At 63.7% G+C, this 24,712-nt stretch carries 20 protein-coding genes; 6 read left to right on the top strand and 14 right to left on the bottom strand.

Annotation, left to right across the window (positions count from 1 at the left end):
* Window positions 1–118: 118 nt before the first annotated feature.
* Entirely contained in the window at window positions 119–1,558 is a 1,440-nt protein-coding gene (locus N5C28_RS06470) for an MBL fold metallo-hydrolase (protein ID WP_279821162.1), read from the bottom strand.
* Between the two features lie 189 nt (window positions 1,559–1,747).
* Window positions 1,748–2,032: an integration host factor subunit beta gene (gene ihfB / locus N5C28_RS06465; RefSeq protein ID WP_131173513.1), complete on the bottom strand. Its 285-nt coding sequence runs from the start codon at window positions 2,030–2,032 to the stop codon at window positions 1,748–1,750.
* A 641-nt stretch (window positions 2,033–2,673) separates the two neighbouring features.
* Here ihfB and N5C28_RS06460 point away from each other — a divergent pair.
* Window positions 2,674–3,117 carry a transposase gene (locus N5C28_RS06460; protein WP_279821161.1) on the top strand — a complete coding sequence of 148 codons (444 nt, stop codon included), beginning with the start codon at window positions 2,674–2,676 and terminating at the stop codon, window positions 3,115–3,117.
* 289 nt (window positions 3,118–3,406) lie between these two features.
* Here N5C28_RS06460 and rpsA read toward each other — a convergent pair whose 3' ends face one another.
* The 8 genes from rpsA to mtnA all read right to left on the bottom strand — a co-directional run bounded on the left by rpsA (window position 3,407) and on the right by mtnA (window position 15,899).
* On the bottom strand, window positions 3,407–5,089 hold the full coding sequence (gene rpsA / locus N5C28_RS06455; protein ID WP_279821160.1) for a 30S ribosomal protein S1: 1,683 nt from the start codon (window positions 5,087–5,089) through the stop codon (window positions 3,407–3,409).
* Between the two features lie 150 nt (window positions 5,090–5,239).
* Entirely contained in the window at window positions 5,240–5,929 is a 690-nt protein-coding gene (gene cmk, locus N5C28_RS06450) for a (d)CMP kinase (protein ID WP_279821159.1), read from the bottom strand.
* On the bottom strand, window positions 5,926–8,133 hold the full coding sequence (locus N5C28_RS06445) for a bifunctional prephenate dehydrogenase/3-phosphoshikimate 1-carboxyvinyltransferase (protein ID WP_279821158.1): 2,208 nt from the start codon (window positions 8,131–8,133) through the stop codon (window positions 5,926–5,928). Before N5C28_RS06445 ends, cmk begins: the two co-directional genes overlap by 4 nt.
* Window positions 8,134–8,177: 44 nt before the next feature.
* The gene (gene hisC, locus N5C28_RS06440) at window positions 8,178–9,287 is read right to left on the bottom strand and encodes a histidinol-phosphate transaminase (protein ID WP_279821157.1); all 1,110 of its coding nucleotides are present in this window, start codon (window positions 9,285–9,287) and stop codon (window positions 8,178–8,180) included.
* A gap of 91 nt (window positions 9,288–9,378) precedes the next feature.
* The gene (gene pheA / locus N5C28_RS06435) at window positions 9,379–10,473 is read right to left on the bottom strand and encodes a prephenate dehydratase (protein ID WP_279821156.1); all 1,095 of its coding nucleotides are present in this window, start codon (window positions 10,471–10,473) and stop codon (window positions 9,379–9,381) included.
* A gap of 1 nt (window position 10,474) precedes the next feature.
* Entirely contained in the window at window positions 10,475–11,560 is a 1,086-nt protein-coding gene (gene serC, locus N5C28_RS06430) for a 3-phosphoserine/phosphohydroxythreonine transaminase (protein ID WP_279821542.1), read from the bottom strand.
* Window positions 11,561–11,661: 101 nt separating this feature from the next.
* Window positions 11,662–14,460: a DNA gyrase subunit A gene (gyrA, locus tag N5C28_RS06425; RefSeq protein WP_279821155.1), complete on the bottom strand. Its 2,799-nt coding sequence runs from the start codon at window positions 14,458–14,460 to the stop codon at window positions 11,662–11,664.
* A 362-nt stretch (window positions 14,461–14,822) separates the two neighbouring features.
* Window positions 14,823–15,899, bottom strand: coding sequence for an S-methyl-5-thioribose-1-phosphate isomerase (gene mtnA / locus N5C28_RS06420; protein WP_279821154.1), 1,077 nt, complete (start codon window positions 15,897–15,899; stop codon window positions 14,823–14,825).
* A 177-nt stretch (window positions 15,900–16,076) separates the two neighbouring features.
* Between mtnA and N5C28_RS06415 the strand changes: the two genes are divergently transcribed.
* The 5 genes from N5C28_RS06415 to N5C28_RS06395 all read left to right on the top strand — a co-directional run bounded on the left by N5C28_RS06415 (window position 16,077) and on the right by N5C28_RS06395 (window position 21,014).
* On the top strand, window positions 16,077–17,396 hold the full coding sequence (locus N5C28_RS06415; protein WP_279821153.1) for a TRZ/ATZ family hydrolase: 1,320 nt from the start codon (window positions 16,077–16,079) through the stop codon (window positions 17,394–17,396).
* A 127-nt stretch (window positions 17,397–17,523) separates the two neighbouring features.
* Window positions 17,524–18,222: a bifunctional 2-polyprenyl-6-hydroxyphenol methylase/3-demethylubiquinol 3-O-methyltransferase UbiG gene (gene ubiG, locus N5C28_RS06410; RefSeq protein ID WP_279821152.1), complete on the top strand. Its 699-nt coding sequence runs from the start codon at window positions 17,524–17,526 to the stop codon at window positions 18,220–18,222.
* A gap of 158 nt (window positions 18,223–18,380) precedes the next feature.
* The gene (mupP, locus tag N5C28_RS06405) at window positions 18,381–19,052 is read left to right on the top strand and encodes an N-acetylmuramic acid 6-phosphate phosphatase MupP (protein ID WP_279821151.1); all 672 of its coding nucleotides are present in this window, start codon (window positions 18,381–18,383) and stop codon (window positions 19,050–19,052) included.
* Window positions 19,053–19,131: 79 nt separating this feature from the next.
* Window positions 19,132–19,872, top strand: a complete 741-nt coding sequence (locus N5C28_RS06400) for a YciK family oxidoreductase (RefSeq protein WP_279821150.1) — start codon at window positions 19,132–19,134, stop codon at window positions 19,870–19,872.
* A gap of 215 nt (window positions 19,873–20,087) precedes the next feature.
* Window positions 20,088–21,014 (top strand): GGDEF domain-containing protein, encoded by a 927-nt coding sequence (locus N5C28_RS06395; RefSeq protein WP_279821149.1) that lies wholly within the window; start codon window positions 20,088–20,090, stop codon window positions 21,012–21,014.
* 64 nt (window positions 21,015–21,078) lie between these two features.
* Here the strand turns inward: N5C28_RS06395 and rluB are convergent, their stop codons facing one another.
* The 4 genes from rluB to N5C28_RS06375 form a co-directional block, all read right to left on the bottom strand.
* Complete coding sequence (gene rluB, locus N5C28_RS06390; protein WP_279821148.1) at window positions 21,079–22,248, bottom strand: 23S rRNA pseudouridine(2605) synthase RluB; 1,170 nt, start codon at window positions 22,246–22,248, stop codon at window positions 21,079–21,081.
* Between the two features lie 539 nt (window positions 22,249–22,787).
* Window positions 22,788–22,967, bottom strand: a complete 180-nt coding sequence (locus tag N5C28_RS06385) for a DUF1289 domain-containing protein (RefSeq protein ID WP_279821147.1) — start codon at window positions 22,965–22,967, stop codon at window positions 22,788–22,790.
* Between the two features lie 36 nt (window positions 22,968–23,003).
* Window positions 23,004–23,801 (bottom strand): SMC-Scp complex subunit ScpB, encoded by a 798-nt coding sequence (gene scpB / locus N5C28_RS06380; RefSeq protein ID WP_279821146.1) that lies wholly within the window; start codon window positions 23,799–23,801, stop codon window positions 23,004–23,006.
* 2 nt (window positions 23,802–23,803) lie between these two features.
* Complete coding sequence (locus N5C28_RS06375; protein ID WP_279821540.1) at window positions 23,804–24,502, bottom strand: ScpA family protein; 699 nt, start codon at window positions 24,500–24,502, stop codon at window positions 23,804–23,806.
* Between the last annotated feature and the right edge of the window lie 210 nt (window positions 24,503–24,712).

Here is a 24,712-nt window from a genome sequence, read left to right as displayed (position 1 = left end):
ATATATCATTGAAACTACTCAGGTTTCTTGGAATATCTGTATGCCCGAAAGCCCACCGATCACGGTACGGCGCGCCCCGGGGAATCTAGAACCTCAACCCTTTCACAAGGGGTTTTCTTTATAGCTGGCCGGGCAAGATTATCTTCGCCTGGTGCCCCTCACAGGCATAGCGCTCACGCAGCCTTTGCGCCAAAGCTGTTCGTGCAGGGTTATCACCATGCACCAGCCGAATTTCGCCTGGCCACTCACGCATCCCCGTAACGAAGCCGACCAACCCTTCCTGATCCGCATGCGCCGAGTACCCACCAATGCTGTCAACACCTGCCCGTATGGTGTATCGCTCCCCGTCCAGGGAGACGTAACCGCCGTTCGGGCTGTGCAGCTGGATGGCGTGGCCGGGTGTTCCCCGTGCCTGGTAGCCGACAAAGAGCACATTATGCCGGTTATCGCCGAGCATGGCTTTCAAGTAGTTGATGATTCGACCATTGGAGCACATGCCGTTGCCGGCGATGACCACAGCGGGCCGTGCACTGTCCGCCAGATGACGGACCATGGCCAGGTGCTCCTGGTGGCTGTCGACGGTCAGCAGTTGCTCGAAACCCAGCGGCTTGCGCCCCTCTTCCAGCAGCTGCTGTGCTTCGTCGTTCCAGAACGGCTGCAATTCGCGATAGACCCGGGTGAAGCGGCTGGCCAGGGGTGAATCGAGGATGATCGGTAGATTGGCCCAGATATTATCGCCCTTCCCCCCAGCACCACCGGCTCGTTGCTCATGCAGGATGCCTTCCAGTTCGTAGAGCAGTTCCTGGGTGCGTCCGATGCTGAACGCCGGGATCAGTACCGTACCCTTGTCCTCAAGCGCCCGTTCGATCACGCGACGCAGGCGTTCGCGACGGCGTTGCCGATCTTCATGCAGCCGGTCACCGTAGGTGCTTTCAAGGATCAGGGTATCGGCCCGCTCGGGAGATTCGGGCGGTCGCAGCAGCGGCGTGTGTGATGCCCCCAGGTCACCGGAAAAGACGATGCGCTTGCTCTCTTCGGAGGCAGGGTAATGCAGGTCGATTTCCGCATAGGCCGATCCCAGGATATGCCCGGCTCGCTGCAGGCGCAGGCGGCACTGCAGGTGCTCGGTATCCTGAAGGGTGAACCAGGTGTCGTATGGCACGGCGATGATGCGCTGTTCGATCAGCGACAGGTAGCGCTCGACCTGCCTCTGGTCACGGCTGAAGCCCAGCTTGAAGGCATCCTCCAGCACGATGGGCAGAAGCCGGGCCGACGGTTCGCTGCACAGGATCGGCCCCTGGAAACCGGCCGCCAGCAAGTAGGGAATGCGCCCGACATGATCAATATGCACATGCGTGGCCAGCAGCGCCTGGATACCGTCCAGCGGGAATTCGATGGCCAGCCTGTCGGCACCGGAGCGCCCATCTGCTGAGGCCTCTTCCCCCTGGAAAAGGCCGCAGTCGATCAGGAGGCTGTGACGGGCATCCATGAGCAGTTGATGGCAGGAGCCGGTGACGCCGTCCGTAGCGCCATGATGCAAAATCTGAGGGTATGGCATCAGGTTAGTCCGTTAACCAAGTGATGAGTGAGTGTGTTCGGGGAACCAGAAACGGCGGGAATTCTGACACGGCAGTCGCTCAGGTCAAGCAACGGGCGCGATATGAACGGCGCGAAGACGGCCGGCAAAAGAAGGCGGAGGCAGGAGATGACTCAGGCGACGCCCAAGAAAAACCCGGCAAAGGCCGGGTCATTCATCTTCGTTTACACGATCGCGTAATTCTTTACCCGGCTTGAAGTGCGGGACGAACTTGCCATCCAGGCGAACCGACTGACCTGTCTTCGGATTGCGACCGACGCGTGGAGCACGATAGTGCAGAGAGAAGCTGCCGAAGCCGCGGATTTCAATACGATCCCCGGTGGCCAGCGCCTGAGACATCTGTTCCAGCATGGTCTTGATTGCCAGCTCGACATCTTTATTCGAGAGCTGCCCCTGATGGGTGACAATCCGTTCGATCAACTCCGACTTGGTCATGGTTTTCCCTTCTTTTTCAAGTGGCTAGATCACTCGATAGAAGGGTTTTAGCATGCTGATCAGCTTTTGAACAGCCTAAAAGACACCCCACCAGAAAATTGTGCACCAGATAGCGCACGATAGAGGCAGTTGACGTAAGCCCTTGTCTGGATTGGATTGTTTGCGAGCTGCCTATGACAAAAGACATATGCTCGGTATTGGCGCGCTCGGTTCGTGGAGAAATTTTACCTGTCAGCGATACCTAGGTAGATAACTATTCGCCGCGGGGCGCGGCTCCTACAATGGATAGCGACATGACTCAGCTCTTGCGGGAGCCCGACCCGGGGCGAAGCCTTGTGGAGCGTCAGTGATATCGCGGCGTGGCTGCGATTCGCCGCGCGGGCGCGGCTCCTACAGTGGATCGCGACATGACTCAGCTCTTGGAGGAGCCCCGTCTCGGGGCGAAGCGTTGTGGTGCGCCTGCAATATCGAGGCAGGCTCGCGATTCGCCGCGAGACGCGGTTCCTACAAGGGACCACTGCATCAGCCCGGCTCTTGTGGGAGCTCCGACCAGGGGCGAAGCTTTGCAGGCCGTAACGCATGTCACGCCTCAAGAAACCGAACTACTCTGAATAAGCTACTAGCCACGGGAAAGGATTCCCATGCAAGATCATCGCTATGCATCTCACCGCCTCCGACAGGGACGCTGGTCCCTCCACGGGCAGATTTACATGGTGACCACGGTCACCAAGAATCGACAGCCTGCCTTCAGCGACTTTGTCGCCGCCAGAATATTGATCAACACCATCCGACAAGATGAACTGCGGGACTCGCACGCCACGCTCTCTTATGTACTCATGCCTGATCACCTGCATTGGCTGCTACAGCTCCGGCAAGGCACACTTTCACAACTGGTAGGCCGGGTTAAATCCATCTCAGCTAAACGCTTGGGCAAAGCGCTCTGGCAGAAAGGTTTTCATGATCGCGCCCTGCGCCGAGAGGAGGACATTCGTGATGTGGCACGTTACATCGTCGCCAACCCACTACGCGCCGGCCTCGTGAAACGATTAGGTGATTACCCACATTGGGATGCGATCTGGCTGTAGCGCGCCGGAGATAACACGGTAATCGTTCGCCGCGGGGCGCGGCCCTACAAGGGGTCGAGGCGCTGCTGGCTTCTGTAGGGAGCCCCGACTCGGGGCGAAGCGTTGTGGTACGTCAGCAATGTCGCGGCGTGGTTGCGATTCGCCGCGGGGCGCGGCTCCTACAGTGAATCGCGACATAACCCAGTTCTTGTGGGAGCCCCGACCCGGGGCGAAGCATTGTGGTACGTCAGCGATGTCGCAGACACAAAAAAGGGCGACCGAAGTCGCCCTTTTTCTGGATTACCCGAACTTAGTTCTGGTTTTCCATTTGTGCGCGGATCAGATCACCGATGGTGGTCGGACCGGCAGTTTCAACGTCCTGCTTGCTGCGCATTTCTTTGATCGCTTCCTTCTCGTCTTCAACGTCTTTCGACTTGATCGAGAGGCTGATCACGCGGCTCTTGCGGTCAACGCTGATGATCTTGGCTTCTACTTCTTCGCCTTCTTTCAGCACGTTGCGCGCGTCTTCAACGCGGTCACGGCTGATTTCGGAGGCTTTCAGAGTCGCTTCGATGTCGTTGCCCAGATCGATGATGGCGCCTTTGGCGTCAACTTCTTTCACGGTGCCACGGACGATGGTGCCCTTGTCATTGACCGACACGTAGTTGGAGAACGGATCGTCTTCCAGCTGCTTGATGCCCAGGGAGATGCGCTCGCGCTCCGGGTCAACGGACAGGATGACGGTTTCCAGCTCGTCGCCTTTCTTGAAGCGGCGTACAGCTTCTTCGCCTACTTCGTTCCAGGAGATGTCGGACAGGTGAACGAGGCCGTCGATGCCGCCATCCAGACCAATGAAGATACCGAAATCGGTGATCGACTTGATGGTGCCGGAGATCTTGTCACCCTTGTTGAACTGACCGGAGAAGTCTTCCCACGGGTTGGTCTTGCACTGCTTGATACCCAGGGAGATACGACGACGCTCTTCGTCGATATCCAGGACCATGACTTCCACTTCGTCGCCGACGTTGACGACTTTGGACGGGTGGATGTTCTTGTTGGTCCAATCCATTTCGGATACGTGCACCAGACCTTCCACGCCTTCTTCCAGCTCTGCGAAGCAGCCGTAGTCGGTCAGGTTGGTAACGCGCGCCATGACGCGGGTGCTTTCCGGGTAACGAGCCTTGATGGCAACCCATGGGTCTTCGCCCAGTTGCTTCAGGCCCAGGGATACGCGGTTACGCTCGCGATCGTACTTCAGAACCTTGACGTCGATCTCGTCGCCAACGTTGACGATCTCGGACGGGTGCTTGATACGCTTCCAGGCCATGTCGGTGATGTGCAGCAGACCATCGACGCCGCCCAGGTCAACGAACGCACCGTAGTCGGTGAGGTTCTTGACGATACCTTTGACCTGCTGGCCTTCCTGCAGCGATTCCAGCAGAGCTTCGCGCTCGGCGCTGTTTTCGGCTTCCAGGACGCTGCGACGGGAAACGACAACGTTGTTGCGCTTCTGGTCCAGCTTGATGACCTTGAATTCCAGCTCTTTGCCTTCCAGGTGAGTGGTATCACGCACCGGACGGACATCGACCAGGGAACCCGGCAGGAACGCGCGGATGCCGTTGACGTCAACGGTGAAGCCGCCTTTGACCTTGCCGTTGATAACGCCCTTGACCACTTCTTCAGCAGCGAAAGCAGCTTCCAGAACAATCCAGCACTCGGCGCGCTTGGCTTTCTCGCGGGACAGCTTGGTTTCACCGAAGCCGTCTTCAACCGCGTCCAGCGCAACGTGGACTTCGTCACCGACTTTGATGGTCAGCTCGCCTTGTTCGTTGTAGAACTGCTCGAGCGGGATGACGCCCTCGGACTTCAGACCGGCATGTACAGTGACCCAGTCACCGTCGATGTCGACCACGATGCCGGTGATGATGGCACCCGGCTGCATGTCGAGGGATTTCAGGCTTTCTTCAAAAAGTTCTGCAAAGCTTTCGCTCATGTTGATTCCTGTTGATCAAGGGCAGGGATTTGCCCAAACCACACTCCAGACAATGTGGGTTCGTTCACGTAAAAAGAGGCCTACGGGACTAGGACTGGTTTCCCGTATGCCTCCTTGCGAGCGGATCAGCTTAAGCAGCTGTTGCTCAGGTTATCCAGCGAGGTCGCGATTGGCGACTTCGCTCAGAATTCGTTCAAGCACCTGCTCGATGGACAGTTCGGTGGAATCCAGCTGAATTGCATCGGCGGCCGGCTTGAGCGGTGCCACGGTTCGCTGCATGTCGCGCTCGTCGCGCGCCCGAATCTCATCAAGAAGACTCGCGAGATTAACATCATCGCCCTTGGCCTTCAACTGCAAGTAGCGGCGACGCGCGCGCTCCTCGGCGCTGGCGGTCAGGAAAATCTTCAGCGGCGCGTCCGGGAACACCACTGTGCCCATGTCGCGGCCATCGGCCACCAGGCCCGGCATTTCCTGGAATGCCCGCTGGCGCTGCAGCAAGGCTTCGCGCACGGCCGGCAGAGAAGCGACCTGCGAAGCACCGGCACCCACCTGCTCGTTACGGATGGCGTCCGTGACCTCCTCGCCTTCCAGAATGATGCGCTGCCCCTGGCCATCGGCCCCGGCGATGAACTGCACATCCAGGTGAGCCGCGAGGACTTTCATCGACTCTTCGTTGGTCAGGTCCACGCCGTGGTTGCTCGCGGCGAATGCCAGCAGGCGGTAGAGCGCGCCCGAGTCGAGCAGACTCCAGCCGAGCTGCTTGGCCAGCAGGCCGGCAACCGTTCCCTTGCCCGAGCCGCTTGGCCCGTCGATTGCGATGACCGGTGCCTGGACAGTCATGACTTGCCCTCCTCGGCCACTTGAATCCCCACCTGCGCCGCCAGGGCGAGGAAGTTCGGGAACGAGGTGGCGACGTTGGCGCAGTCGTGGATGCGGATCGGCGCGGTCGCACGCAGCGAGGCCACGCTGAAGGACATGGCGATACGGTGGTCGCCATGGCTGTGCACTTCGCCGCCGCCAATCACGCCACCTTCGATGACGATGCCGTCCGGGGTCGGCTCGGCTTTCACGCCCAGCGCGATCAGGCCATCGGCCATGACCTGGATACGGTCGGATTCCTTGACCCGCAGCTCCTCTGCACCGCGCAGCACGGTGCGGCCCTGGGCGCAGGACGCGGCGACGAACAGCACCGGAAATTCATCGATGGCCAGCGGTACCAGGTCTTCCGGGATATCGATGCCTTTCAGCTCAGCCGAACGCACACGGATGTCCGCCACCGGCTCGCCGCCGACTTCACGCTGGTTTTCCAGGGTGATGTCGCCCCCCATCAGCTTGAGGATGTCGATCACGCCGGTACGGGTCGGGTTGATGCCCACGTGCTCCAGCACCAGCTCGGAATCCCGGGCGATACTGCCCGCCACCAGGAAGAACGCGGCGGAAGAGATATCCGCCGGGACTTCGATATGGGTAGCGCTCAGCGTGTGGCCGGACTCGACGCTGGCGGTGCTGCCCTTGACCGCCACCGGGTAGCCGAAGCCACGCAGCATGCGCTCGGTATGGTCACGGGTCGGCGCTGGCTCGGTGACCGAAGTCCCGCCAGCGGCATAGAGGCCGGCGAGCAGCAGGCAGGATTTGACCTGCGCGCTGGCCATGGGCATCTCGTAGCTCATGCCGGTCAGTTTCTGGCCTCCGCGGATGGTCACTGGCGGACGGCCTTCCGGACCGGTCTCGATGACAGCGCCCATCTCGCGCAGCGGCTTGGCCACCCGGTTCATCGGGCGCTTGGACAGCGACGCATCGCCGGTCAGGGTGGTGTCGAACGGCTGGGCAGCCAGCAGGCCGGACAGCAGGCGCATCGAGGTGCCGGAGTTACCCAGGTAGATCGGGCCAGGTGGCGGTTTCAGGCCATGCATGCCCACGCCATGGATGGTCACGCGACCGTGGTGCGGGCCTTCGATGACCACGCCCATGTCACGGAACGCCTGCAGGGTGGCCAATGCATCCTCGCCTTCCAGGAAGCCTTCGACCTCCGTGGTGCCCTCGGCCAGCGAACCCAGCATGATCGAGCGGTGGGAAATGGATTTGTCGCCCGGAACACGAATTCGCCCGGAAAGTTTGCCACCCGGAGTGGCCAGGAAAATCAGATCGTTCGAGTGCATAGCGTCCACATAGGCCCTGCGGGCCAGAATTTTGCTGAAATGCTCGCGGGCCACACGGGCGCGTGTGAAAACGCCCAGCAACTGGTGCCCATCCCCTGCGTCGACCGCGTCGCGCAAGGCGTCGAGGTCGTCGCGAAACACATCCAGGGTCCGCAGCACGGCCTCGCGGTTGGCGAGGAAGATATCGTGCCACATCACCGGATCACTGCCGGCGATTCGCGTGAAATCGCGAAAACCACCAGCGGCATAGCGGAAAATTTCCAGATTCTCGCTGCGTTTGGCCAGCGAATCGACCAGACCAAATGCCAATAGATGAGGCAGGTGGCTGGTGGCGGCAAGCACCTCGTCGTGGTGCTCGACCTGCATGTGCTCGACATCCGCGCCCAGCTCGCGCCACAGGCGATCCACCAGGGCAATCGCCTGGGCGTCGGAATGCTCGAGCGGCGTGAGGATCACTTTATGCCGGCGGAACAGCTCGCCATTGGCCGCCTCGACACCACTCTGCTCGGACCCGGCAATCGGATGCCCGGGCACGAAGCGCGCCGGCATGCCATCGAACGCCAGGCGCGCCGCGCGCACCACGTTGCCCTTGGCGCTGCCGACATCGGTCAGTACCGCGTCGCCCAGGTCCAGCCTGGCGAGTTCGCCCAGCAGCTTTTCCATGGCCAGGATCGGTACGGCCAACTGAATGACCTGCGCACCCTGGCAGGCAGCCGCCAGGCTCTCCTCGCAGCGGTCGACCACACCCAGCTCGACGGCCATGCGCCGGGACTCAGGGTCGAGATCGACACCCACCACCTCGCGGCACAGGCCACGCTCACGCAGCCCCTTGGCAAACGATCCGCCGATCAGGCCCAGGCCGATGACCACCAAGCGGCCGATCATAGGAACAGCGGGCTGAACCCCAGTGACAGGCTGTTTCGATTCCGTCACGCGCTCAGCACCTTGCCCAACACCTCGAGGAAACGTGCGTTCTCTTCCGGCAGGCCGATGGAAACCCGCAGGTAGGTGGGCATGCCGTAGCCTGCCACCGGGCGCACGATCACGCCGTCACGCAACAAGGCCTGGTTGATGGCGGCGGTGTCGCGGCCGAAATCGATGCAGATGAAGTTGCCCTTGGACGGAATCCAGCCCAGGCCGAGCGCCCGGCAACCGGCTTCCAGCTGCGCCATTCCAGCATCGTTGACTTCGCGGCTGCGCGCCAGGTACTCGGTATCCTCGAGCGCCGCGCAGGCTGCAGCCTGCGCCAGGCTGTTGACGTTGAAGGGCTGGCGAACGCGATTGAGCACATCGGCGATCTGTGCCGAGCTGATCGCGTAGCCCACGCGCAGCGCCGCCAGGCCATAGGCCTTGGAGAAGGTGCGCGAAACCAGCAGGTTGGCGTGGCGCGCCAGGTAATCCAGGCCATCTGGCAGCTCATCGCCTTCGGCGAACTCGATGTACGCCTCGTCCAGGACCACCAGCACGTTCTCAGGCACGCGCGCCAGGAAGTCGCTCAACGCCTGCGGACCGAACCAGGTGCCGGTCGGGTTGTTCGGGTTGGCGATGAACACCACACGGGTATTGCCATCGACAGCCTTCAGCATGGCCTCCAGGTCATGACCGTAGTCTTTGGCCGGCACGACCTTGCTCGCAGCTCCCACGGCCTGGGTGGCGATCGGGTAAACGGCGAAGGCGTGTTCGCTGAACACCGCATTCAGGCCCGGCGCCAGGTAGGCGCGCGCCACCAGCTCGAGAATGTCGTTGGAACCGTTGCCCAGGGTGATCTGGCTGGCATCCACGGAGTAACGCGCAGCGAGACGGCTCTTCAGGTCAAACCCGTTGCCGTCCGGGTAGCGCGTCAGCTCGGCCAGCTCGGCACGGATCGCCTCCAGCGCCCGCGGGCTCGGGCCCAGCGGGTTTTCGTTGCTGGCCAGTTTGACGATGGCGGCCGGATCGAGATCCAGCTCGCGTGCCAATTCATCGACGGGCTTGCCCGGCACATAAGGGGACAGCTTTTGCACACCCGGCTGGGCCAGGGTCAGAAAATCGCAACTCATCACTTACCTCGTTGATCCTGCCAGTCGAACCGGCCACAGCCGGTGACGCTGCCCGGCGCCCCGCTCGGGCGCTATCGGGCCGGGCTGTCTGTCAGAGCACAGCCTTGGGATAGGACCCCAGCACTTTCAGCGCCACGGCTTCCTGATTGATCTTCTCCAGCACATCCTTGATCAGCGGATCGCGGTGATGGCCGACGAAGTCGATGAAGAACACGTAGGTCCACTTGCCGCTGCGCGAGGGACGGGTCTCGATACGGGTCAGGTCGATGCCGTTGTTGTGGAACGGCACCAGCAACTCGTGCAGCGCGCCCGGCTTGTTGCGCATGGAGATGATGACCGAGGTCTTGTCATCGCCGGTCGGCGGCACTTCCTGGCTGCCAATGATGAGGAAGCGTGTGGAGTTGTCCGGGCGGTCCTCGATCTTCTCGGCCAGCTTGGTCAGCCCGTACAGGTTGGCCGCCATGTCGCCGGCGATGGCCGCGGAGTTCCACTCGCTCTTCACCCGCTTGGCCGCATCGGCGTTGCTGGAGACAGCGATCCGCTCGACGTTCGGGTAATGCGCGTCCAGCCACTTGCGGCACTGGGCCAGGGACTGGGCGTGGGAATAGATGCGGGTGATCTTGTCAGTCTTGGTGGTTTCACCGACCAGCAGGTGGTGGTGAATACGCAGCTCGACTTCGCCACAGATCACCATGTCGTGCTCGAGGAAGCTGTCCAGGGTGTGGTTGATCGCGCCTTCGGTGGAGTTCTCCACCGGCACCACGCCGAAGTTGACCGCCCCGGCGGCCACTTCCCGGAACACTTCGTCAATCGCAGCCATCGGCACGCTGATCACGGCGTGGCCGAAATGCTTCATCGCCGCGGCCTGGGAGAAGGTCCCCTCAGGGCCGAGGTAGGCCACCTTGAGCGGGTTTTCCAGGGCCAGGCAGGACGACATGATCTCGCGGAACAGACGCGCCATCTCCTCGTTGCCCAGCGGCCCCTGGTTGCGCTCCATGACGCGCTTGAGCACCTGGGCTTCACGCTCGGGGCGGTAGAAGACCGGCGATTCGCCTTCCTTCAGTTCCTTCATCTTGACCCGGGCGACTTCCTCGGCGCAGCGTGCACGGTCGCTGATCAGCTCGAGAATGCGCTCATCGAGGTTGTCGATGCGCAGGCGCAGGGCCTGCAACTCCTGCTCGGACATGTCAGCCGTGCTCCTTCTCGAATTCCGCCATGTAGGCCACCAGCGCCTCGACGGCGTCCAGCCCCACGGCGTTATAGATGGAGGCACGCATGCCACCGACCGAGCGGTGACCCTTGAGGTTGAGCAGGCCACGGGCGTCGGCACCGGCCAGGAACGGCTTGTCCAGACGCTCGTCCGCCAGGCGGAACGGCACGTTCATCCAGGAGCGGGCATTGACCGCGATCGGGTTGCTATAGAGGCCGCTGGCATCGATGGCCTTGTACAGCAACTCCTGCTTGGCGCGGTTGCGCTGCTCCATGGCAGCGACACCGCCCTGCTCTTTCAGCCACTCGAACACCAGGCCGGAGAGGTACCAGGAGAAGGTCGCCGGGGTGTTGTACATCGAGCCATTGTCGGCTGCGACCTTGTAGTTGAGCATGGTCGGGCAGCTGGAACGGGCGCGGCCCAGCAGGTCCTCGCGAACGATCACCACGACCAGGCCCGACGGGCCGATGTTCTTCTGCGCGCCGGCGTAGATCAGGCCGAATCTGGAGATATCGATTTCACGCGACAGGATATCGGAGGACATGTCCACCACCAGTGGCACGTCGCCGGTTTCCGGAATCCAGTCGAATTGCAGGCCACCGATGGTTTCGTTGCTGGCGTAGTGCACGTAGGCCGCGTCTTTGCTCAGCTGCCACTCGTTCTGGCCGGGAATGGCGAAGTAATCGTAAGGCTTGGCGCTGGCGGCGACATTGATGTTGCCGTAACGGCGCGCCTCTTCGATGCTCTTCTTGGACCAGATGCCGGTGTCGACATAGTCGGCCGTACCATCTTCGGGCAGCAAGTTGAGGGCGATTTCAGCGAACTGCTGGCTGGCGCCGCCCTGCAGGAACAGCACCTTGTAGTTCGACGGGATGGCGAGCAGATCACGCAGGTCCTGCTCGGCCTTTTCGGCGATGGCCACGTAGTCATCGCTGCGGTGGCTCATCTCCATGACGGAAAGGCCTTTGCCGTTCCAGTCCAGCAGTTCAGCCTGGGCACGTTGCAGTACAGCTTCGGGAAGCGCGGCAGGGCCGGCGCAGAAGTTAAAGGCTCGCTTGCTCACGTCGTACTCTCTCAGTTCACCCACACCGCCAACCGGCGACGGTGCATGCCGTCATTCCTGCAGGTGTGGGGCGCAGCACCGTGGCGCTGCGCCCTGCCCGCTTACTCTTCGTTTGGTGCCGGGGCGTCCGCATCCGGCTCGGCAGCGTCAGCCACGCCGTCGGCCTCGTCGCCCGGCTCGACACCTTCCAGCACCTCGCCGTCTTCGCCGATCACCACGTCGCCTTCCACTTCCGAAGGCTCCTGCACACGCTCCAGGCCGACCAGGGTTTCATCGCTGGCCAGCTTGATCAGGGTAACGCCCTGGGTGTTACGACCCGAACTGGACACTTCGTCCACACGGGTACGCACCAGGGTGCCCTGATCGGAAATCAGCATGATTTCCTCGCCGTCCTGCACCTGGATGGCACCGATCAGCTTGCCGTTACGCTCTTTGGTGACCATGCCGATCACACCCTGGCCACCACGGCCACGGCGCGGGAACTTGCTCAGCGCGGTGCGCTTGCCGAAACCACGCTCGGAAGCGGTGAGAATCTGCGCGCCCGACTCGGGGATCAGCATGGAAATCAGGGTCTGGCCCTTGCCCAGGCGCATACCGCGGATACCACGGGCGCCACGGCCCATGACGCGCACCACGCTTTCGGCGAAGCGGATCACCTTGCCGGCGTCGGAGAACAGCATGACTTCCTTGGCGCCGTCGGTGATGGCCGCCGCGATCAGGGTGTCGCCTTCTTTCAGTTTGAGGGCGATCAGGCCACTGGTGCGCGGACGGGCGAACTGCGACAGCGGGGTCTTCTTCACGGTACCGAACGCAGTGGCCATGAAGATGTAGGCACCGGTCGGCTCGGCGACCAGCTCGGCGGTCTCGCCTTCGGCCTCTTCGACTTCCACGGCCTCTTCGGCCTCGACCACTTCGCCTTCGATCACGTCTTCGGCGTCGTCCAGGTCCTCGTCGGCACCAGCGCTCTGTTGCAGGGCTTCCAGGTCGATCTGCAGCATGGTGGTGATGAACTCACCTTCGTCCAGCGGCAGCAGGTTGACCAACGGACGACCACGGGCAGCGCGGGACGCTTCCGGAATCTCGTAGGTCTTCAGCCAGTACACCTTGCCCTTGCTGGAGAACAGCAGCAGCGTGGCGTGGCTGTTGGCCACCAGCAGGTGCTCGATGTAGTCCTCGTCCTTGACGCCGGTCGCCGACTTGCCCTTGCCACCACGGCGCTGGGCCTGGTAAGCCGACAGCGGCTGGGTCTTGGCATAACCGCCGTGGGAGATGGTGACCACGCGCTCTTCTTCGGTGATCAGATCGCCCAGGGTCAGGTCCAGACGGGTGTCGAGGATCTCGGTGCGGCGCTTGTCGCCGAACTCGGCCTTGACGCTTTCCAGTTCCTCGCGGATCACTTCCATCAGGCGCACGGCGCTGGTGAGAATGTGGATCAGCTCGCCGATCTGGGTGAGGATCTCCTGGTACTCGGCCAGCAGCTTCTCGTGCTCCAGGCCGGTCAGGCGGTGCAGGCGCAGGTCCAGGATGGCCTGGGCCTGTTCCGGGGACAGGTAGTACTTGCCTTCACGCAGACCGTATTGCGGCGGCAGGTCTTCCGGGCGGCAGGAATCGGCACCGGCACGTTCGACCATCGCTTCTACCGCGCTGGATTCCCACGGCGTGGCGATCAGCGCTTCCTTGGCCTCGGACGGCGTCGGCGAGGCCTTGATCAGGGCGATGACCGGGTCGATGTTCGACAGCGCGACCGCCTGGCCTTCCAGGATGTGGCCACGCTCACGGGCCTTGCGCAGCTCGAACACGGTGCGGCGGGTGACCACTTCGCGGCGGTGCAGGATGAACGCCTCGAGCATGTCCTTGAGGTTCAGGACCTTCGGCTCGCCGTCGATCAGTGCCACCACGTTGATGCCGAACACGCTCTGCATCTGGGTCTGGGCGTAGAGGTTGTTCAGGATGACCTCAGGCACCTCGCCGCGACGCAGCTCGATCACGATGCGCATGCCGTCCTTGTCGGACTCGTCGCGCAGCTCGGTGATGCCTTCCAGCTTCTTCTCTTTGACCAGCTCGGCGATCTTCTCGATCAGACGCGCCTTGTTCAGCTGGTACGGCAGCTCGGTGACGACGATCTGCTGGCGGCCACCGACCTTGTCGATGTCCTCGACCTCGGCGCGGGCGCGGATATAGATGCGGCCACGGCCGGTGCGATAGGCCTCGATAATGCCGGCGCGGCCATTGATAATCGCGGCGGTCGGGAAGTCCGGGCCGGGGATGTACTGCATCAGTTCATCGACGGTCAGCTCGGAATTGTCGATCAGCGCCAGGCAGCCATCGATGACTTCACTGAGGTTGTGCGGCGGGATGTTGGTCGCCATGCCCACGGCGATACCGCTGGAACCGTTGACCAGCAGGTTCGGGATCTTGGTCGGCATGACCGCCGGGATGATCTCGGTGCCGTCGTAGTTGGGCACCCAGTCCACGGTTTCCTTGTGCAGGTCGGCCAGCAGTTCGTGGGCCAGCTTGGTCATGCGCACTTCGGTGTATCGCATGGCCGCGGCGTTGTCGCCGTCCACCGAACCGAAGTTGCCCTGACCGTCGACCAGCAGGTAACGCAGGGAGAAGGGCTGCGCCATACGCACGATGGTGTCGTACACCGCGGTATCACCGTGGGGGTGATATTTACCGATCACGTCACCGACCACACGGGCGGACTTCTTGTAGGCCTTGTTCCAGTCGTTGCCCAGTTCGCTCATCGCATAGAGGACCCGACGGTGCACGGGCTTCAAGCCGTCGCGTGCATCCGGCAAAGCACGCCCGACGATTACGCTCATCGCGTAGTCGAGGTAGGACTGCTTCAGTTCGTCTTCGATGTTGACCGGGAGGATTTCTTTGGCCAGTTCGCCCATGAGTAGCCTGGTTCCTTTTTCTGGTGAAACTTCGCGCCATTCGTCCTGAATGGGGCGAAGCGTGCCGCTGCGGCTCGAACGGGCTGCATGACGGGTTCAATCGGACGATTCGTCAGCCGCACCCCGGAGCGGCATTCGCCGCATCTGGAGCCCGGGTTGCGGGATCGCTGCCAATCAACTCGCCATACAGGCCACAGGCCAGCAGTGACTCACGACAAATCAATGAGTTATGCCACGTATCTGCGCAGTTCGGGCGCTCATGCGGAGCGCCCCTGAAAACCGTCGGAGCTTATCACAAACACCGCCCCACACCTATCCCCAGCCGGCAGGCGCGCAACCGGCGGAAATGGCCTGCCCGGTGATCAGTGCAAACGCTTGCGGCACATTAATTGGGCCATCTTCGCGGCATCCGGACGCTCGACCACGCCTTTCTCCGTGACGATGAAGTCGATCAGGTCGGCCGGGGTCACGTCGAACACCGGGTTCACCACGTCCAGCCCGGCACCGACGCGCTGGCCGTTGACGTCCAGCAGTTCGCTGGCGTCGCGCTCCTCAATCGGGATGTCCTCGCCGCTTTCCAGGGCCAGGTCGATGCTCGAACTGGGCGCCACCACCATGAAGCGCACCCCGTGATGCATGGCGTTGACCGCCATCTGGTAGGTGCCGATCTTGTTCGCCACATCGCCATTGGCGGTGATGCGGTCCGCGCCGACGATAGCCCAGGTAATACCACGAGTCTTCATCAGGTGCGCCGCCGCGGAATCGACGCACAAACTGGCCGGAATGCCCTCATTGGCCAGCTCCCAGGCCGTCAGGCGCGAGCCCTGCAGCCAGGGACGGGTCTCGCCGACATACACCCGTTCCACCAGCCCTTCGAGGTGCGCCCCACGGATCACCCCCAGGGCGGTACCGAAACCGCCGGTGGCCAGGGCGCCGGTGTTGCAATGGGTCAGCAGGTTCTGCTGGCTGCCCTGGTGCTTGCGAATCAGGTCCACCCCCAGCTGGGCCATGGTCAGGTTGGCTTCGCGGTCACTCTGATGGATCTGCAGGGCCTCGACCTCCAGCGCCCGCAGGGGGTTGTCGCCTTGCTTCAGGCGCCCCAACCGTTCACGCATGCGGTTGAGTGCCCAGAACAGGTTGATCGCCGTCGGCCGCGCGTCCGCCAACAGCTGGAAATCCGCCTCCAGCTCGGCCCGCCAGTCACCGCCCTGCTCGATGCGCGCCCGCGCGCCCAGCACCACGCCAAAGGCCGCCGCGATGCCGATGGCCGGCGCCCCGCGCACCACCCGCCCGCGGATGGCCTGGGCTACGCCGGCAGCCGAGTGACAGGCATGCCAGCTTTCCTCGAACGGCAATACACGCTGGTCGAGCAGGTACAGGGCGCCATCCCGCCAATCGATGGCCGTGACCTTCTCCGCTGCCAGCAACTGCTCGCGCATCTCACACCTCACCCCATGAAACAAAAGCCGCGGATTATACGCACAAGCACCTCGCCCCAAGCCCAGCAAAAGCTTAGCCGCAATGAAATCCCCCGACCTGCCGGTGGCGTTGCGACTTCAAGCGCACGGCGTTCCTCTATAAACTCTGCGCCTTGACTGATTACCGGACGCCACCCCATGCCTGAAGCCCCGCTCGACCTGCTGCTGCTCCCCACCTGGCTGGTGCCGGTCGAGCCCGCCGGGGTCGTGCTGCACGAGCATGGCATCGGTATCCGCGACGGGCGCATCGCCCTCATCGCCCCCCGCGCCGAAGCGCTCAGGCACGCCGCCACGGAAGTTCGGGAGCTGCCCGGGCGCCTGCTCACCCCCGGGCTGATCAACGCCCACGGGCATGCCGCCATGACCCTGTTCCGCGGCCTGGCCGACGACCTGCCGCTGATGACCTGGCTGGAACAGCACATCTGGCCCGCCGAAGCCAAGTGGGTCGACGAGCAGTTCGTGCAGGACGGTACCGAGCTGGCGATCGCCGAGCAGATAAAAGGTGGCATCACCTGTTTCTCGGACATGTACTTCTTCCCCGAGATGGCCAGCGAACTGGTACACCGCAGCGGCATTCGCGCGCAAATCACCATTCCAGTGCTGAATTTCGCCATTCCGGGCGCCCGCGACGCCGACGAGGCCCTGCGCAAGGGCCTGGCGCTGTTCGACGACCTCAAGCACCACCCCCGGGTGAAAGTCGCCTTCGGCCCCCACGCGCCCTACACGGTCAGCGACGACAAGCTGGAAAACATCCGCATGCTGGCCGAGGAACTGGACGCCGGCATTCATATGCACGTCCAGGAAACCGCCTTCGAGGTTCAGCAGAGCCTGGAGCTGCACGGTGAGCGGCCGATGGCCCGCCTTTCCCGCCTGGGCCTGCTCGGCCCGCGCTTCCAGGCGGTGCATATGACCCAGATCGACGACGAAGACCTGGCGCTGCTGGTGGCCAGCAACACCAGCGTCATCCACTGCCCGGAATCCAACCTCAAGCTCGCCAGCGGCTTCTGCCCGGTGGAGCGCCTGTGGCAGGCCGGCGTCAACGTGGCGATCGGCACCGACGGCGCCGCCAGCAACAACGACCTCGACCTGCTGGGCGAACTGCGCACCGCCGCCCTGCTGGCCAAGGCCGTCGCCTGCTCCGCCACCGCCCTGGATGCCCACCGCGCCCTGCGCATGGCCACCCTGAACGGCGCCCGCGCCCTTGGCCTGGATGACTGCATCGGCTCGCTGGAGCTCGGCAAGGAGGCCGACATGGTGGCTTTCGACCTGTCCGGCCTGGCCCAGCAACCGATCTACGACCCGGTCTCGCAACTGATCTACGCCAGCGGCCGCTCGTGCGTCGAGCACGTCTGGGTCGGCGGCAAGGCGCTGCTCGATGACCGCCAGCTGACCCGCCTGGACGAACAGCAGATCATCGCCACCGCCCAGGCCTGGGGTAGCCGGATCAGGCCGCGATAGCCGCAGGGCGCTGCGACAAACTGACATACACTGGGCCGCCACATGGCGCCCCCTCCACCGCATGAAACTGGCAACATGGACAGCCAAAGCCCAGGCTTCCCGTCTCCAGCTTGACCCAGGGACTACTATGAGCAACGTCGACCACGCAGAAATCGCCAAATTCGAAGCCCTCGCCCACCGCTGGTGGGACCGCGAGAGCGAGTTCAAGCCTCTGCATGACATCAACCCGCTGCGGGTCAACTGGATCGACGAGCGTGTCGGACTGGCCGGCAAGAAAGTCCTGGATGTCGGTTGCGGCGGCGGCATTCTCAGCGAAGCCATGGCTCAGCGTGGCGCCACCGTGACCGGCATCGACATGGGCGAGGCGCCGCTGGCCGTGGCCCAGCTGCACCAGCTGGAGTCCGGCGTGTCGGTGGAGTACCGCCAGATCACCGCCGAAGCCATCGCCGCGGAAATGCCCGAGCAGTTCGACGTGGTGACCTGCCTGGAGATGCTCGAGCACGTGCCGGACCCGGCCTCGGTGATCCGCGCCTGCCACGCCCTGGTGAAGCCGGGTGGCCAGGTGTTCTTCTCGACCATCAACCGCAACCCCAAGGCCTACATGTTCGCGGTGATCGGTGCCGAGTACCTGCTGCGCCTGCTGCCGCGCGGCACCCATGACTTCAAGAAATTCATCCGCCCCTCGGAACTGGGCGCCTGGAGCCGTTCGGCCGGCCTGCAGGTCAAGGACATCATCGGCCTGACCTATAACCCGCTGACCAAGCATTACAAGCTGTCGTCGGACGTCGACGTCAATTACATGATCCAGACCCTGAAAGAGGACTGAGGCGTGTCTTGCGCCGGCTCGTGACCGTCCCGTAATCAGGGCGGCCCGATCCGGCATGGCCTGGGCGGTGCTTCACACCATTGACGTGTAACAACCCGGCATCATGCTGGCACCCACGGGCCGCGATGCAGCGAGGAAAACAACGAATGCCACACCCCATGCGCCTACGTGCAGTTCTTTTCGACATGGACGGTACCCTGCTCGACAGCGCGCCGGATTTCATCGCCATTTGCCAGGCCATGCGGGCCGAGCGCCAGTTGCCGCCGATCGCCGAGAAGCGCGTGCGCGACCAGGTGTCCGGCGGCGCCCGCGCCATGGTGGCCACCACCTTCGAGATGAACCCCGAGGACGAAGGCTTCGAGGCGCTGCGCCAGGAATTCCTGGACCGCTACCAGGAACACTGCGCCACCCTCACCCGCCCCTTCGACGGCATCGAGCAGCTGCTGGCCGACATCGAGCACGCCAAGCTGCGCTGGGGCGTGGCGACCAACAAGCCGGTGCGCTACGCCGAACCGATCATGCAGCGACTCGGCCTGGCCCAGCGCTCGGCCGTGCTGGTCTGCCCCGACCACGTCAGCAACAGCAAGCCCGATCCGGAAATGCTCCTGCTGGCCTGCGAACAGCTGGGCCTGCATCCCGGGGAAACCCTGTTCATCGGCGATGACGCCCGCGACATCGAAGCCGGCCGCGCCGCCGGCTGCCGCACCGCCGCCGTGACCTATGGCTACATCCACCCGGACGACAACCCGCGCCACTGGGGCGCCGATGTGGTCGTCGACCACCCGAACGAACTGCGCGCTGTGCTCGATCAGGCCCTGTGCAGCTGCTGATCGACTCCGTTACCTGACCACCGCAAGCCGGGTCGCAGCCGTTCGCCGCCTCGACCCGCCCGCCAAGAGAGAAACCACCATGTTTGACTACAGCGCCCGCCCCGACCTGCTCCAGGGCCGCGTGATCCTGGTAACGGGTGCCGGACGCGGCATCGGCGCCGCCGCCGCCAAGACCTTCGCCGCCCATGGCGCCACCGTGCTGCTGCTGGGCAAGACCGAGGAAAACCTGACCCGCGTCTACGACGCCATCGAGGCCGCCGGCCATCCGCAGCCCGCGGTCATCCCGTTCAACCTGGAAACCGCCCAGCCCCACCAGTACGACGAACTGGCGGCGATGATCGAAAACGAGTTCGGCAAGCTTGACGGCCTGCTGCACAACGCCTCGATCATTGGCCCACGCACGCCGCTGGAACAGTTGTCCGGCGACAACTTCATGCGGGTGATGCACGTCAACGTCAACGCCATGTTCATGCTGACCAGCACCCTGCTGCCGCTGCTCAAGCTGTCGTCCGACGCCTCGGTGGTCTTCACCTCCAGCAGCGTCGGCCGCAAGGGCCGCGCCTACTGGGGCGCCTACGCAGTGTCCAAGTTCGCCACCGAGGGCCTGATGCAGACCCTGGCGGACGAAGTCGACGGCATCGCCAACGTCCGCGCCAACAGCGTCAACCCGGGTGCCACCCGCACCGACATGCGTGCCCAGGCCTACCCGGGCGAGAACCCGGCGAACAACCCGCTGCCCGAGGCCATCATGCCGGTCTACCTGTACCTGATGGGCCCGGACAGCGCCGGCGTCAATGGTCAGGCGTTCGACGCCCAATAAACCTGCCGCTTCCGGCAAGAAATTGGCGTATCCCGCTCACAGCGGCAACGATTTGCCGCTGTGATGTCATATAAATGGCCACCACTGGCCATTTGCTTTCACTAAAGCCGCGTAAGTTGCTGACTTCACATAATTTTTCCCTCCGCTGAACCCATTGGCACGGAATTCGCTCTAACCCCTCCATCGCCGTACAACGCGCCAGAGGTTCAGCGCTCATGGTCCCTCCCAGCCCGACCAACACCATCGATTTCGACGCCGCCAAGCTGCAACGCCTGGGCTTCACCGGCTCGCGCCCGCCGTCCCTGCAGCCGGTCACCCTGCTGCAGTTGCGCCAGCAGCTCAGCCTGCAATTGCAGACCAGCCTGGATGTCGAGCGCATCCTGCGCCTGTTCTTCAGCGAAGTGCAGCGCCTGGTGAGCCTGGATGCCCTAGCCTATCACTACCAGATCAGCGACCTGCGCCTGGAGCTGGGCGAGCGCGCCAATCACTCGGCGGCCTACCGCTTGAGCCATGACGGCGAGTACCTGGGCGAGCTGATCTTCCGGCGCAAGGTGCGTTTCGAGGACGAAGAGCTGGCGCAGCTGGAATCCTTGCTGGCCAGCCTGCTGTTCCCTCTGCGCAACGCCCTGCTCTACCGCTCGGCCCTGCAGAGCGCACTGCGCGACCCGCTGACTGACACCGGCAACCGGATCGCCATGGACCAGGTGCTGCAGCGCGAAGTCGACCTGGCTCGCCGCAACCTGCAGCCGCTGTCGTTGCTGATGCTCGACCTGGACCACTTCAAGCAGATCAACGACCAGCATGGCCACGGCACCGGCGATGAAGTGCTGCGGGCGGTAGCCACGACATTGAAGAGCCAGCTGCGCAACGTGGACATGGTGTTCCGTTACGGCGGCGAGGAATTCCTGGTGCTGCTCTCCGGCACCTGCCGGGAAGCCGCGGCGATGGTTGGCGAGCGCCTGCGCTACGCCGTGCTCGAGCTGCAATGCATGGACCAGGGGCGCGCCATCGAATTGTCGATCAGCCTCGGCTGCTCCACCCTGCTGCCGGGCGAGTCGGCGGAAAGCCTGCTGCGCCGCGCCGACAATGCGCTCTACGTGGCCAAGCGCGATGGCCGCAACCGCCTGACCATGGCCGGCTGAACGTCAGATAACGCGCAAGAAAAAGGGGCCATCGGCCCCTTTTTTCATTCACCCCGTTCGCCGCTTACTGCGGCTTGCGGCTGCCACGCCCGAATCCCGGACGCTGGCCGTCACCAGCCGGCTGCGGGCGACGCTTGGCGGGTGCACCCGCCGGCTTGCGTGCCGGACGATCCGCCAGCTCGACACCGGGACGCTGGGCGCCCTTGCCGGGGCGTTTCTTGCCCACATCGCTGGGCCGCTCGGCAACCGGCGTGCCCTTGCTCTGATCACGCGGCGCCCGCGACGGACGCTCGCCGCCTTCGCCACGGGGCGTGCGCGAGCGACCCTGGTCGCCCTCTGCCGGGCCGCCATGGGCCGGGCGCAGGGTGCGTGCAGGACGCTCGCCCCGACCGACCGGCTTGGCCGACTTGCGCTGCAGGCGGTCGAGCTTGTCGCGGACCTTTTCCTTCATGTCAGGCAGTGCGACCGGCTTGAGGCCGACTTCCTCGCTGAGGATATCGACTTCACGCTGGCTCATTTCGCGCCAGCGGCCCATGGTCAGGTCCGAGGTCATGAACACCGGGCCGAAACGCACGCGCTTCAGGCGGCTGACCACCAGCCCCTGGGATTCCCACAGGCGGCGTACTTCGCGGTTACGGCCTTCCATCACCACGCAGTGGTACCAATGGTTGAAGCCTTCGCCGCCGGGCGCTTCCTTGATGTCGGTGAATTTGGCGGGGCCGTCTTCGAGCATCACGCCGGCCTTGAGGCGCTCGATCATTTCCTCGTCGACCTCGCCACGCACACGCACCGCGTACTCGCGGTCCATCTGGTAGGACGGGTGCATCAGTCGGTTGGCCAGCTCACCGTCGGTGGTGAACATCAGCAAACCGGTGGTGTTGATGTCGAGGCGGCCAATGTTGATCCAGCGGCCTTCTTTCGGGCGCGGCAGGCGATCGAACACGGTCGGGCGGCCTTCCGGGTCGTCGCGGGTGCAGATTTCGCCGTCCGGCTTGTTGTAGATCAGCACGCGACGAACGGTTTCCGCCGCTTCTTCGCGCTTGATCACGCGGCCATCGATGGCGATGGCGTCATGCAGGTCGACCCGCTGGCCCAGGCTGGCGGCGGCGCCGTTGACCTTGACGCGACCCTGGGTGATCCAGGTTTCGATCTCGCGACGCGAGGCCAGGCCCAGGCGTGCCAGGACCTTCTGCAGTTTTTCGCCAGCGGGGCTGTATTCTTCGGATTCACTCATCTGGGCACCTCCCGGTGTTTCTCTAGTGATGGATGACGATATGTCGTCGAAGGGGCGCGCATCATACGCGGATCAGGCGCCGTGCGCACGGCTTCAGACTAGGACCTGATGGCCCAGCTGTACAACCCGCCCGGCCCGCCGATGAGAAACCGCAGGTCGCTCACAAACCGTAGGAGCGGACTTGTCCGCGAGCTCTCTATTCAGACAGCCCGCCCCACACCAGACACAGGCCGCCGAGCTCGAGGCCAAGGCCTCTCCTACGAAGAGTCCCCCGATGCCCGCCACACACCGTAGGAGCGGACTTGTCCGCGAGCTCTCTATTCAGACAGCCCGCCCCGCACCAGGCACAGGCCGCCGGGCTCGAGGCCAAGGCCTCCCCTACAAAGAGTTCCACACCGTAGGAGCGGACTTGTCCGCGAGCTCTCTATTCAGACAGCCCGCCCCGCACCAGGCACAGGCCACCGAGCTCGAGGCCAAGGCCCCTCCTACAAAGAGTCACCCGGGGCCAGCCACACACCGAAGAACCGCGCCTGGCGCTGTCAGCGTTTGCGACGGCCGGTGGCCTGGAGCGCCAGCAGGCGCAGGTCGGCCTCGGCCAGCACGGCCCGTCGTTCGGCCTTGCCGAGCTTTTTCCAGCCCTTGATTTCCGCCTTGCTGCGGCCACACCCGACACAGACCGCATCGTCGAACTTGCAGACGCCGATACAGGGATCTTTCATCGCCTTGGCACCTCCGGCAACGCGTACCACCAGACCTCAATGGCCTGGCAGGGGCTCTTCGTCCAGGGATTCGCCCTGTTCATCCGCCGCCTCGGCTTCGTCCGTGTGTTCGGGCAGGTCATCGAAATCGGTCTTGAGCCCCTGCTCCATCGAATCCAGCTCGGCCAGCAGGCTGCTGAAGCTGGTTTCTTCGCGGGGTTCAGTCGCTTGAGACTCGTCGGCCAGCGCCAGGTCGGCACGGGCCTGCAGGCCTTCGGGCGCCGCCACATCATCGTCGAACGCCAGCACCGGCTCGGGCTCCAGCTCGCGCAGGGCGGCCAGCGGCGGCAGTTCTTCCAGGCTCTTCAGGTTGAAGTGATCGAGAAAGGCCTTGGTGGTGGCGAACATCGAGGGCCGTCCTGGCACGTCACGGTAGCCGACGACCCGGATCCACTCGCGCTCCAGCAACGTCTTGACGATATGGCTGTTGACCGCCACGCCACGGATGTCTTCGATTTCACCACGGGTGATCGGCTGGCGGTAGGCGATCAGCGCCAGGGTTTCCAGCATGGCCCGCGAGTAGCGCTGCGGCCGCTCTTCCCACAGGCGGCCGACCCAGGGTGCGAAACGCTCGCGCACCTGCAGGCGATAGCCCGACGCCACTTCCTTCAACTCGAAGGCACGCCCCTCGCAGGACGCCTGCAACACCTCCAGCGCCGCCTTGAATACGGGCGGTTCCGGACGTTCGGCCTCTTCGAACAGCTCGTACAGGCGCTCCAGGGATTGCGGCTTGCCGGAGGCCAGGAGAAAGGCTTCCAGCAGGCTCGCCAGTTCGCGGGGATCGTTCAGGTTCATCGTCACTCGGCTCGCGCACGCACGTGGATCGGTCCAAAGGCCTCATTCTGCACCAGCTCGACCAGGGATTCCTTGATCAATTCGAGCACTGCCATGAAGGTCACCACCACCCCCAGGCGCCCCTCCTCCAGGGCGAACAGTTCGACGAAGGGCACGAACGCGCCGCCTTTCAGGCGCTCCAGCACCTCGCTCATGCGCTCGCGAGTGGACAGCGCCTCGCGGGTCACCTGGTGGCTTTCGAACATGTCGGCCCGGCGCAGCACTTCGGCCATGGACACCAGCAGCTCTTCCAGGCTGACGTCCGGCAGCAGCTTGCGCGCCCGCGCCTCCGGGGCGTCCAGACGCGGCACGCTGAGGTCGCGGCCCACCCGCGACAGCTGGTCGATGCCTTCTGCGGCCGCCTTGTAGCGCTCGTACTCCTGCAACCGGCGGATCAGCTCGGCCCGCGGGTCCTCTTCTTCCTCTTCGGCATCGGCGGAGCGCGGCAGCAGCATGCGCGACTTGATCTCGGCCAGCATCGCCGCCATCACCAGGTACTCGGCCGCCAGCTCCAGGCGCACCGACTGCATCAGCTCGACATAGCCCATGTACTGGCGGGTGATTTCCGCCACCGGAATATCCAGCACGTCGATGTTCTGCTTGCGGATCAGGTACAGCAGCAGGTCCAGCGGCCCCTCGAATGCCTCGAGAAACACCTCCAGCGCATCCGGCGGGATATACAGGTCAACCGGCAGCTCGGTCACGGCCTGGCCGTAGACCAGCGCGAACGGCAGTTCCTGCTGGGCACCGGCCTGGCTGTCGACAGGCTCGTGAGGGGACGTCGGTTGCATGGTCAATCTCGTGATCGCGGCGTTATCGGCGCATTCGTGGTCAGTCGGGCTGCTGGCGTTTCGGCCAGCCAAAGGCGCCAC

Origin of the sequence: Pseudomonas sp. GD03944, from assembly GCF_029839275.1 — a bacterium.
In the GTDB taxonomy this organism is placed as follows: domain Bacteria; phylum Pseudomonadota; class Gammaproteobacteria; order Pseudomonadales; family Pseudomonadaceae; genus Aquipseudomonas.
This window is presented reverse-complemented; position numbering and strand designations above follow the sequence as displayed.